The sequence below is a fragment of the Pseudomonas sp. GM79 genome, assembly GCF_000282495.1.
GTDB lineage: Bacteria > Pseudomonadota > Gammaproteobacteria > Pseudomonadales > Pseudomonadaceae > Aquipseudomonas.
In genome coordinates this window covers 1-12,379 of record NZ_AKJE01000011.1, presented here as the reverse complement: position 1 = coordinate 12,379, position 12,379 = coordinate 1, and the positions used below count along the sequence as shown (strand labels likewise).

At 60.7% G+C, this 12,379-nt stretch carries 6 protein-coding genes; 5 read left to right on the top strand and 1 reads right to left on the bottom strand.

The window, feature by feature from the left end; translation table 11 throughout:
• Window positions 1-137: 137 nt before the first annotated feature.
• Entirely contained in the window at window positions 138-1,142 is a 1,005-nt protein-coding gene (locus PMI36_RS26980; RefSeq protein ID WP_008067685.1) for a DMT family transporter, read from the bottom strand.
• 15 nt (window positions 1,143-1,157) lie between these two features.
• Between PMI36_RS26980 and PMI36_RS26985 the strand changes: the two genes are divergently transcribed.
• From PMI36_RS26985 to PMI36_RS27005, 5 genes are all read left to right on the top strand, one after another.
• Complete coding sequence (locus PMI36_RS26985) at window positions 1,158-1,721, top strand: helix-turn-helix domain-containing protein (RefSeq protein ID WP_008067683.1); 564 nt, start codon at window positions 1,158-1,160, stop codon at window positions 1,719-1,721.
• Window positions 1,722-1,850: 129 nt separating this feature from the next.
• Entirely contained in the window at window positions 1,851-2,195 is a 345-nt protein-coding gene (locus PMI36_RS26990; protein WP_008067681.1) for a hypothetical protein, read from the top strand.
• Between the two features lie 156 nt (window positions 2,196-2,351).
• Complete coding sequence (locus tag PMI36_RS26995; RefSeq protein ID WP_008067678.1) at window positions 2,352-3,779, top strand: FAD/NAD(P)-binding protein; 1,428 nt, start codon at window positions 2,352-2,354, stop codon at window positions 3,777-3,779.
• 489 nt (window positions 3,780-4,268) lie between these two features.
• A complete protein-coding gene (locus PMI36_RS27000) occupies window positions 4,269-5,978 on the top strand; it encodes a ShlB/FhaC/HecB family hemolysin secretion/activation protein (RefSeq protein ID WP_050549249.1) in 1,710 nt (569 codons plus the stop codon).
• Between the two features lie 30 nt (window positions 5,979-6,008).
• Window positions 6,009-12,379: two-partner secretion domain-containing protein (locus PMI36_RS27005; RefSeq protein WP_008067675.1), on the top strand; the 6,371-nt coding region annotated here is incomplete at its 3' end.

The window sequence follows — 12,379 nt, the reverse complement described above, 5'->3', positions numbered from 1 at the left end:
GTCCCGACCCCATCGCGGGCAAGCCCGCTCCCACATTAGGATTTCGGTGCGACACTCATTGTTTGTACACCGCAGATCCCCTGTGGGAGCGGGCTTGCTCGCGAAGACGATCTATCCGGCGCCGCAGATATCGGGTCTTACCCTTGTGTTTCCCGCTCCAAATCCTCTTGCGCAGCAACAACCTTACCTTTGGTCTTCAATTCACTGACAATCACCGCCGCCACAATCAACCCCGCCCCAACCAACGCAATCGCCGGCAACCGCTCTCCGGCGATCCGCCCGACAATCCCGGCCCACACCGGCTCTCCGGCATAGATCAACGTCGCCCGCGTCGGCGAAACACTCTTCTGCGCCCAGTTCATCGCCACCTGAATCGCCGCACTCGCCGCGCCCAGCCCCAATGCGCTGCACAACAGCAACCAGGAGAACCCCGGAATCACTTCCTGAGTCGGCACCACCATCAGAAACGCCAGCACCGAAGTCACCGCCAGCTGCACCACCGTCACCCGGCGCACGTCGACCTGACCGGCATAGGTGCTGATCAGAATGATCTCCGCCGCAATCGCCACGGCGCTGATCAATGTGGCGATTTCACCGGGGCTGAAATTGAACGAAGCGCCGGCCGGCCCCGACAACAGCATCAACCCGGTAAAGGCCAGCATGATCCCGATACTCGGCATCAACCCTGGACGCCGCCCCAGCACCAGCCATTGCAGCAACGGCACGAACGGCACATAAAGCGCGGTAATAAACGCCGACTGACTGCTGGGAATGCTCTGCAAGCCCACGGTCTGCAAGCCGTAACCGAGCATGATCGCCACGCCGATAAACGCCCCGGCCTTGAGTTCGAACAGGGTCAGTTCGCGCAGATGACGCCAGGAGAACAGGGCAACGATAATCGCTGCCGCGGCAAAACGCAGGCCTACGAAAAACATCGGCCCGCTGACGGTCATTGCATGCTGCACCAGCAAAAAGGTGCCGCCCCAGACCATAGTGATCAGCACCAACACGCATTCAGCTTTGCTGAACCGTGAGAAACGGGAGGAAGCAGGGGAGGAGTTCACCGACGTCATGACCTTGCGTGCTACCTGAGGGAGACGCACAATGCGCCGGAAGTTGGGCAGTATACTGCGCAACACCATCAAGTGAGCAATATAGTGCACAAAGATTCCACCCAACGGGCGTCGGTCCTCCAGCACGTCAGCCAGAACGTCCGACGTCTGCGCCACGCCGCCGACATGAGCCAGACTGCCCTGGCCGAAAAATCCGGTGTCAGTCGCCGCATGCTGGTGGCCATCGAGGCCGGCGAGAAGAACGTCAGCCTGACCACCCTCGATCGCGTGGCCGAAGCGCTGGACGTCGCCTTCAGCGATTTGATCCAGGCCCCTGAAGCCCGCGACCCGAGCCGCATCAATGAACTGGCCTGGGCCGGCACGATCCCTGGCAGTAAAGCGGTGTTGCTGGCCAAAGCTATCGCCACTCGTGAAGTGGAACTCTGGGAATGGCGCCTTGAGCCGGGCGAGCATTACCCCTCGGAACCGGATGCCGATGGCTATAGCGAACAGATTTATGTGTTTGAAGGCTGCCTGACCCTGATGCTCGGCAACGAGCCGCAGAAAATCGCGGCGGGTGAGTTCTTTATGTTTGCCAGTAATCAGCCGCATTCCTATCGCAATGAGGGGGCCGTGGCGGCGCGCTTTGTGCGTAATGTGGTGATTTAATCGGTGCCGATTTTGTCGCGTAAAACACGTATATACCTGTTGCTTCTCACAGTAGACGATGTGCCTCGGATCCAACAATGATGAGTGCGCCGGCGAATGGCGGCCCACTCCTTAAAATCGGATTCAGACATGTCTATTAATCACAAAAAGCCGTCAGAGCTTTTACCTGCACCCGTACTACCCGTGGCCTACGGCGACAATGTCTTTATCGAAGATGTCATTGCCGGTGCCCGGGTCGATATTGAATTGAACCGGAACGTCTATCCGGGCACGCAGGTGACCCTTGAATATATGGTTGGCAAGACTCTCAATAGATTAGTGATTCCACTTCAAGAGGGGCGAGCATCATTCTTGATTCCTGCTTGCGCATTTATTAACAGTCTGTGGGTGGGGGGAATGCAGATGCGGTATTGGGTCGACGATCCATTCCATAAAAGCGAAGTGCTCGATTTGGGCGTATCGATGCGTTGTTGAGACAGGCCAGGCTGTTGGCGGGGCAACAGTGGAACATCTTGCATTTTTTAGTTGATGTGTTTTCTTCTACGCTGGGCTGTCCGGCAGCGCCGATGTGACTGCATGGGGCGATATGCCCGATGTCTATTCATGTAAACATTGACCAGTGAGAACGGCATGACTGACACCCCAAGCGGACAGGCGACCAAACCCATCCGCCACGCGGATATCCTGATCATCGGTGGTGGCCTGAGCGGCACGATGCTGGCGGCGCAGTTGTTGCGTTTGCCGGGCAAGCGTCAGGCGTTGGTGATCGAGCCCCGCGCCGAACTCGGTCGGGGCGAGGCCTATAGCGCGGTCGAACTGGGGCATACGCTTAACGGCAACGCGGCGCGCATGAGTGTCGATCCCGACAACGCTGATGATTTGACCCAATGGCTCACCAAACACATCGCGACGGGTGGATGGCCGGAGTCGGATCAGCAACATGTGCCAGTCAGTGAATTGTTCCCGCCGCGTGGGCTGTTTGGGGACTATGTGCAGCAGCGTCTGGCCGAGGCGCAAGCAGTGGGTGAGCACCACGGTTCGACCGTCGAACATGTGCGTGCCGAAGTGGTGGACCTGCAAACCCGGGGCGATTCAGTGCAATTGACCTTGAGTGATGGGCAACGCTTGCAAGGCGCCTATGCGGTACTGGCCACCGGTATGTTCCCCGCCGCACGCACGCCACAGACCGAATCCAGCGGCCTGAACGCCGCCGCCCTCGACCCGTGGGACGTGGCTTCCATGCGGCAACTCGATCCACAATCCACGGTGCTGATCATCGGTTCCGGGCTGACCATGGTCGATGCCGTGGTGTCGCTGGAGCAGGCCGGGCATCGCGGGCCGATCGAAGTGTTTTCCCGGCATGGGCTGTTGCCCCACGTGCGTAGGCAGCCGCCGGCCTGGGCGGATTTTTTGGCCGAGGATCACAGCATTCGCACACCGCGCCAGTTGATGCGCGAACTGCGTCGGCATTGCCGCGATGCCATCGCCCAAGGCATCGACTGGCAAGCGCCACTCGACACGGTGCGGGCGCACATCGGGCGGTTGTGGAACCAGGCGACGGACGTGCAACGCCGGCAATTCGTGCGCCATGTGCGGCCGTGGTGGGAGAGCCATCACCACCGCTCGCCGCCGTTGAGTGCCGAGTTGGTGGCGCGGCTGCACGGGGAAGGGCGGTTGCGGATTCATGCTGCATCGTTCAAAGGGTTGGAGCCTTCGTTGAGCGGTGGGGTGAGTATCCGCATCCGTCGCCGTGGCGAGGCCGAAACCTGCGTGGTGCACGGCGCGGCACTGATCAATTCCAGCGGCATCGAATACGACTGGCGGCGGGTGGCGCGGCCATTGCCGCAGCAACTGTTGGCGCGCGGGTTGGTGCGGCCAGGGCCATTGGCGTTGGGCATTGCCGCCGCGGATGACGGCGCGGTGTCAGGCGCTGACGGGCAGGTCGCCAGCCGTTTGTTCGCCATGGGCCCGCCGTTGCGCGGCATGTGGTGGGAGAGCACGGCAGTGACCGACGTGGCGAGCCAAGCCAAGTCTCTTGCGGCGCGACTGGTGGATTGACCGAAAGTTGGAGGGGGGCTTTTCGGGCCTCTTCGCGAGCAGGCTCGCTCCCACATTTGATCTCAGGCGTACACAGATAGTGTGTTCGCCGAAGATCCCCTGTGGGAGCGGGCTTGCTCGCGAAGAGGCCAGTACAGTCACTACAACGCTCAGGCCACTAAACAAGCATTGTTTAAACGACACTCTTTTCCACGTCGACCCCGAGGTCGATAACGAAACCCTGCTGGCCGCAACCCAACGGGGGCAAGCCTCTCGCTGCTGTATCGAGCCCGCCGCGTGGTTCAGTTGGTCTGACACAATTGATATTAATTTCCTTGTCGGCTGAATTTTTCAAAATGTGTGCGGTCTGTTTACCGTCCATGATGGCTGGCGTCATTTAGCCAGTATTTCTGACATCAATTTCAGGGCGTCTACGACCCTTCTCCTGCGGGCATTGATTTGCGCCCTCAGCACTTTATGACATGGAGCGTTATGTTTATCTCCCCACGGATGTGGCCGGTGCTGTGCGCGCTATTGCTTGGCTTGGGTACACAGAGCAGCGCCGATGGCGCCAGCCTGCCAACGCCGGGCGACCAGGACCTGATCCGCGATCGCCAGAACCGCCTGATTGAAGAACAGCAGCGTCGACTGGAAGAACTCAAGGACCTGCCGGGCAAGCCAACATTGCCTGCAACACCGGCCGCCCCGGTGGATACACGTTGCTTTCCTATCAAAGACATCGAACTCAAGGGCGCCGACAGTCTGTCCGCTGCCGAGCGCGAGCGCTTGCTCAAGCCTTATATCGGTCAATGCCTGGGCGTCTCGCAACTCAACGAATTGCTCAAGGTCATCACCGACCATTACATCGCCAAGGGCATGATCACCAGCCGCGCTTACTTGCCGCAGCAAGACCTCTCCAGCGGCCACTTAAGTGTGTTTGTAGTCGAGGGCAAACTCGAGGGTTTGAAGGGCGCTGACGACAGCCATATTTCCGATCGGGAACTGTCCATGACCTTCCCCGGTAAAACGGGCGAACTGCTCAATCTTCGTGAAATAGAACAACTGGTGGATCAGTTGAACCGCTTGCCCTCCAACCAGGCGCAAATGGAACTGACCCCCGGCGTTCAGGTCGGCGGCAGTAACGTACTGGTCAAGAACAACCCGCAAAAGCCTTGGCGTGCCAGCCTGTCGCGTAACAACGACGGTCAGAAAAGCACCGGTGAACAGCAGTGGGGCGCAGGCTTTGAGTGGGACAGCCCGCTGGGGCTGGCCGACCAGTTGATGTTGCGCGGCGGCCATGACGCGGTGAGCGATCACCAGAAAACCTCGAAAAACGCCATGCTCTATTACAACGTGCCTTGGGGCTGGTGGAACTTCAGTTATACCTACAGCCAGAGCGAATACCGCTCCCAGGCCCAAGGCAATGGTTTCAACTTCAGCCAGAGCGGCGACAGCGAGAATCATCAATTTCGCGCCGAGCGCCTCGTCCATCGCGATGCGGTGAGCAAAACGTCGATCAATGCCGGCTTCGCCCATCTGCGCACTAACAACTACATCGAAGATAGCCGCCTGGATAACAGCAGCCAGCGTATTACCGAAGCCCAGTTGGGTATCAACCACGGCCGGCGTATTGGCCAGTCGTTCGTCAACCTGGACCTGGGCATGCAGCAGGGCATCGGCGCGCTGGATGCACAAGGCAACGACCAGCGTCGTGATGATGCCGGCAATCTTACCGCCAACGCTCGCTATCGAAAGTACACCGCCACGGCCAGTTACCTGTTGCCGTTCAACTGGCTGGGCGAGTCCTTCACGTTCAGCAGCCTCGCCACGGGCCAGCGCAGCGAAGACGTGTTGTTCAGTCCGCAACGCATCAGCCTGGGTGGCAGCTCATCGGTGCGTGGCTATAAAGACCAGTTTTTATCCGGGGACAGCGGCGGCTACTGGCGCAACGAGCTGCGCTGGACCCGCCCGGTGACTGTCGATTGGTTGCGCCCGGCACTGAGCGAGTACGGCACCAGTGTCGGCTATGACCAAGGCGTGATCAGCAATGACCGATACAACAGCGAAGTGCATGGCCGAATGTCCAGCAACTCTCTGGAACTCTTCGCCCGTGGCAAGTACCTCGCCACTCGCGTGACGTTCGCCCACTCGCTGGAACGCCCCACCGTGCTCACCGAGCGCGAGGCGCCGATCTATTTCCAGGTCGACCTGTTTCTTTAATTCATTTGTTATCGCGTCGAGATTCTGAATATGGACGTTCACCAGCTTGCCTTTCTGTCCCGCCAGCCTTCCGCTGCCGTGGCCCCTCGCACGCACTTCCTGGGCATGCCCAAACGCTTGCTGGCATTGCTGCTGGCGAACGTCATGTTCTGGCAGCCGATCTGGGCCCAGGCCGAGGGCATCGCCGTCAGTGGCAACACCCAGACCGGCATAGGGCAGGCCGGCAACGGCGTACCGGTGATCAATATTGCCGCGCCCAACGGTGCCGGGCTCTCGCACAACCAGTTTAAGGATTACAACGTCGGTCGCCAGGGCGTGATCCTCAACAACGCGACGAACGCGGTGCAGAACACCCAACTGGGCGGCCACATCCTGGGCAACAGCCAGCTCGGTGGACGGGCAGCCGGCACCATCCTCAACGAAGTCAACGGCGGTAGCCCCAGCCAGCTCAACGGCTACACCGAAGTGGCAGGCCAGTCAGCGAGGGTCATCATTGCCAACCCTTACGGCGTGAGCTGTAACGGTTGCGGCTTCATCAACACGCCGCGCGTGACCCTCAGCACCGGCAAGCCTGTACTCGACGGCAGCGGCAAGCTTGATCACTTCGAGGTTGATGGCGGCAGCATCACCATCGATGGCATGGGGCTTGATGCGGCCAACATTGATCAATTCGACCTGATTACCCGTTCGGCGAAGATCAACGCAGACATCCATGCCCGGCAATTGAATGTCATTACCGGTGCCAACAACGTCAACGCCGACAGCCTGGCCACCACCCCTCGCGCGGCCCGTGATGCCGACAAGCCTCAACTGGCAATCGATGCGGCGGCGCTGGGCGGGATGTATGCCAACACCATCAAACTGGTGGGCACCGAGCAGGGCGTCGGGGTCAAGCTGGCGGGCAACATGGCTGCCAGTGCCGGCGATATTCAAATCGATGCCGGCGGCCATCTGAGCATGGCGCAGACATCGGCCCAAGGTTCCTTGCGGGTCAACGCGCAGAGTGTCGAGATGACCGGCAAGGCTTACGCCGGCAGCGTCGATGTACGTACGCCCGGCGAGCTGGTCAACCGGCAGAGTCTGGCCGCCCGCAACCGCATCGACATCAATGCCGACAAACTCAGTAACTCCGGCGTGATTGCCGCGGGCATCGAGGCCGATAACAGCCGCAACACCACGGGCGACCTGAGCATCACCAGCCCCTCCGTGACCAACAGCGGCAGTCTTGAAGCCAGTCGCTCGTTGAGCATCCGTGCAAACACAACTCTGACCAATCAAGGCGTGGTTCAGGGCGCGGCGGTCGATCTGACCAGCGCCCGGGTTACCAATCAGGGCGCTGCTGCGCGAATCGTCGGTGACCAGTCGCTGGTGATCAATACACCGGCCATCGTCAACCTGGCAGGGGTGATCCGCTTTGGCGCGGGGCAGGCGGCGTCCTTGCAACTCGACAGCCTGGACAACCGCGAAGGCCTGATCCAGGTGCTGGGCGGCAGCCTGACAATCACCGCCCGCCAGCTGGATAACCGTGGCGGGCAAATCGACGCTGGCGGCCTCATCGTCGATACCACCACGCTTGATAATCGCGCCGGCCTGCTTTCTGCCAGCGCCGGTAATGCGCAGGTGAACACCCGCGGCAGGTTCGACAACACTTCGGGCACTCTCCAGGCGCAAAACCAGCTTTCAGTCACTGGCCAGGAGATCATCAACCAGGGCGGCAGGCTGCTGGCGGTCAACGGTGACCTCGATCTGAAAGCCTCGAGCCTCGATAACCAGCTCGGCAGCGTGCTGGGGGCCAAGATCAGCATTCGCGCGCCGGGTGGGCAGGTCGACAACCGCGGCGGGAAAATCGTCGGCGAGCGCGTTGATCTGAACGCCTCGGGGCTCGACAACAGCAACGCGGGGCTGTTGGCGGCAGGCGCCCAGGGCATGAGCCTGATTTTCGATCCGGCGGCCATCAAGGCGCAGTTGCTCAATAACAAAGGGCGCATTCAGAGCGACGGCGGCCTTTTGCTGCAAGGTGGCTGGCTGGACAACAGCGCTGGCACAGTGCTCGGTAAAACCATCCAGGTCGACGCTCAACGCCTGATCAACAACGGCAAGGGCGCACTGGTCAGCAATGGCGGCGATGTTGTCCTGAATGTCAGCAACGTGTTGAGCAACCTGACGGGAGTGATCGATGCCGGTAACAACACGGCCACCGTCACCGGTGCGAGCCTGATCGATAACCAGGGCGGCACGATTCGTGGCCAGCGACTGGACCTTCAGGCGAGCACTTTGCTCAACGGTCAGAAGGGGCAACTGGTCGCAGGGTCCGGTGGGTTGACCTACAGCGGGAACCGACTGGACAACAGCGGCGGCATTATTCTCGCCGACGGTGGGCTTGCCAGCCTGAAGCTCGGCAAGGGCAGCATCGGCAACCTTGGCGGCACGATCCAGGGCGACACCGTCGAGGTGACCGCCGGCAGTCTCGATAACAGCAGCGATGGCACCAAGGCCGGCATGATCGCCAGCCTGGCGGGCGAACTGAAGCTGACCGTCGATTCACTGACCAGCCGCGCCGGCAAACTCTTCGCCAAGACCGCGCTGGTGTTCAAAGGCTCCACGCTGGACAACAGCGGCGGACAGCTCAGTGGCAACACCGTTGACCTGACGGCCGACCAACTGACCAACCAGGGTGGCCTGATCGAATCCAACACCTGGCTTGCACTCCAGGGCGGCACGCTGGACAACAGCGCTTCCGGGCGAATCCGTGCGCTGGGCAACAACGTCAGTACTCTTCGCGTCTCGACAGACGACATCAGCACGCTCGATTTCAGCGACACCGTCAATAACCACAACGGCACCATCGAGGTCGGTAACTCGTCGTTCAGTTTCAAATCCAGCACGCTGGATAACCGTACCGGGACCCTCGAACACGCCAACACCGGGTTATTTACCCTGCACCTCGATAGCCTGACCGGTGCCGGTGGTGTGATCACCGGCCTGGGCAGTGGCGACTGGAACTTTGGCGCAGTGAATGGGCTGGGGCATGCACAGCTCAACGAGGCTCTGACTTACACCAGCGATTCGCTGACGCTTCAGTCCGGCGATCGCCTGGCCAGCAGCACCGCGCTGGTGCTCAACCTTGGCAGCCTGAGCAACGGCGGCGAACTGCTCAGCGATGGCGACCTCACGCTGAACCTTACGGGCGATCTGTTCAACAGCGGTCGGTTATCCGCGCAAAAAATGCTGGCTATCACCGCCCATGACGTCCGCCAGAACGGCGGACGCATGGGGGCCGGCACCGACACACGCCTCAACCTGAGCGGTACGCTGGATAACCTCGGTTACCTGACTGCCCGCCAGAACCTGCGCATCGACGCGGCGCAAATCGACAACCACGGCACACTGGGTGCCCAAGGCAAAGTCAACCTCACCGCCACCGGCGGCATCACCAACGGCGCCGATACATTGCTGTTCAGCGGCGGCGACATGAGCTTGCGCGCCAGTAGCCTGCTCAACTGGTATGGCGACCTCTACAGCGCCGGCAATCTAAGCTTCGCCGGCATCGACGGCGCCGCCGCGCAAAGCTTCAGAAACCTCTCCGGGACCGTCGAAAGCCAAGGCAATATCAGCCTTCACGCCGTCTCGGTGGAAAATGCCAAAGCCGAATTCGAGCTGGGCCAACAACGGGTGAGCGGCACCTTGAGCTGGGTGTGCGGCCAACACTGTGGCGGTCATGACTCCTTCAAGCGCGGCCAGATCACCATCGGCCAAACGTTCATCGAGCGCGCCATCAAGGACTCTGCTTCGGCGCGCCTGGTTGCAGGCAAAGACCTCAACATCCAGGGCTCAAGCGTGCAGAACCGCTACAGCTTGCTGGCCGCCAACAACAACCTGACCATCATTGCCGATGACTTGCTCAACCAGGGTGCGTCCACTCGCACTGGGCAGAACACCATCAAGATCGGTACGCCCGGGCGCATTTCCACCGGTTACTGGGACCAGATGGAGTTCGTCGACGTCCCGGCTTTCAACGCGGCCGTTGCCGCCGGTAACTACGACGACGCCCGCTTCGAGCTGCTGAAATCGCGCTCCAGCGACAGCCGCTTCCAGGAGCAAAGCAACGTCACCGTCTGGACCGACAACCCTGAACCGACCTACGCCGCCACGATTCAGGCCGGCGCCACTGTCAACCTCAACGTCACGCGTACCGTGCAAAACGGAACGCTGCACCAGAACACGCTCGAACAACTGACCGGTACGCTGGGCGACGACCAGACGGGCGTCGGGGTTGGCGAGATCAATATCAACCTCAACCCGCAGGCGACCGGTGCCGCCGCCGTGACGCCTGCCGCTGTGCAGCCCATCGAGCGTATCGCGGCGGATGGCAGCGTACAGACCGTCTTCAAACCGGTGGATTACAGCGGGCTACCTTTCACCTCTGTGGACCCGACGGCCGGGCCGAATTTCCAGCTGCCCAAGGGCGATTACGGGTTGTTCATCAAGAACCCCGACCCGACAAGCCGCTACCTGATCGAGACCAACCCGAACCTCACGAACCTGTCGCAGTTCTTTGGTTCGGACTACCTGCTCAAGCTGTTGAACGTCAACGCCGACAGCACTTGGCGTCGACTCGGCGATGGCCTCTACGAGCAGCGCCTGATTCGCGATGCGGTGCTGGCGAAAACCGGCCAGCGTTTTCTCGCCGGCGGTTTGACCAGCGACTACGACCAATACCGCTACCTGATGGATAACGCCCTCGCCAGCAAAGACGCACTGCGCCTGAGCCTTGGCGTCTCGTTGACGGGCGAGCAGGTCAGCGCGCTGACCCATGACATTGTCTGGATGGAAAACCGCATCGTCGACGGGCAAAAAGTCCTCGTGCCGGTGCTGTACCTGGCCCAGGCAGATACCCGCAACGTACGCGGCAGCAGCCTGATCCAGGGCCGGGACTTGAACCTGTTCACCGGCGGCGATCTGGTCAACGTCGGCACGCTGCGCGCCAGCAACAACCTCAACGTCCAAAGCGCCGGCAGCGTCTACCAGGGCGGGCTGGTCGAGGCCGGCAACGACCTGCAAATACTGGCGCAAGACAGCATTCGCAACGCCATGGCCGGCGAGATCCGCGCCAGCCAGGTCAGCCTTGTCGCGCTCAAGGGCGACATCATCAACGATCGCACCGCGATTCAGGTTCGTGACGGGTCCGGCATGCGCACCCTGACCGATGCGGGCAGCAGCATCAGTGCCCGGGAAAACCTGGCCGTTGCGGCCGGCCGCGACCTGACCAACCACGGCGCCTTGAGCAGTGGCGGCAACGCGACCCTGACGGCAGGCCGGGACATCAACCTGGCGGCCAAAACCGATACCAGCGAGAAACACGAATTCAGCGACGGCGGCCACAAGTCGAGCATCACCACTGACGTGAAGAACCTCGCCGCGACCGTTACTGTCGGCGGCAACCTCAACATGAAGGCCGGGCAAGACGTCAACGTTATCGGCAGCACCGCTACCGCCGGCAAAGACCTGAACGTTCAGGCCGCGCGCGACCTGAACATCGTGTCGGTCAGCGATATGCACAACGTTGAGGGCAAGGAAAAGCACGGCAAGAAGCGCATCAAGACTTCGGATGATCAGACGACGCAAGTGGCGAGTGTGCTGACGGCGGGCGGGGACTTTACCAGCCAGGCTGGGCGCGACACGACAATTGTGGCGAGCAAGATCAGTGCGGGGAATGAGGCGTATCTGTACAGCGGGGATAGGTTGAACCTGCTGGCCGCGCAGAACAGCACCTACACCCTCTACGACATGAAAGAAAAAGGTGGCTGGGGCGCCAAGAAAACCCAGCGTGATGAAGTCACCCACGTAACTAACGTAGGGGCAGAAATCAAGACCGGTGGCAACCTGACATTGGCCAGTGGTGGCGATCAGCTGTATCAGCGGGCCAAGCTCAATAGTGGTAACGACCTGACGATCTCCAGCGGCGGCGCGGTGACGTTTGAGGCGGTCAAGGACCTGCATCAGGAGAGTCACGAGAAGAGTAAGAGTGACCTGGCGTGGACCAGCGCCAAGGGCAAGGGCAATACCGACGAGACGCTTCGCCAGAGTGAGTTGGTGGCGCAGGGGCAGTTGGCGATCAAGGCCGTAGATGGCTTGAAGATTGATATCAGACAGATTAATCAGAACACGGTTAGCCAGACCATTGATGTGATGGTGAAGGCTGATCCGCAATTGGCTTGGTTGAAAGAGGCTGAGAAACGCGGGGATGTGGATTGGCGGCATGTGAAGGAGTTGCATGATTCCTTCAAGTACAGCCATTCCAGCCTTGGTCAGGGGGCGATGCTTGCGATCATCATCGTCGTAACGGTATTGACGGCAGGTGCCGCCAGTACGTTTGCGGCAGCAGCCGGTAGTGCTGCAGG

What these genes read in the sequence shown, in the direction of transcription:
- PMI36_RS26980 (WP_008067685.1), bottom strand. Translation starts at nt 1,142, where the DNA reads ATGGTGTTGCGCAGTATACTGCCCAACTTCCGGCGCATTGTGCGTCTC.
- PMI36_RS26990 (WP_008067681.1), top strand. Translation starts at nt 1,851, where the DNA reads ATGTCTATTAATCACAAAAAGCCGTCAGAGCTTTTACCTGCACCCGTA.
- PMI36_RS26995 (WP_008067678.1), top strand. Translation starts at nt 2,352, where the DNA reads ATGACTGACACCCCAAGCGGACAGGCGACCAAACCCATCCGCCACGCG.
- PMI36_RS27000 (WP_050549249.1), top strand. Translation starts at nt 4,269, where the DNA reads ATGTGGCCGGTGCTGTGCGCGCTATTGCTTGGCTTGGGTACACAGAGC.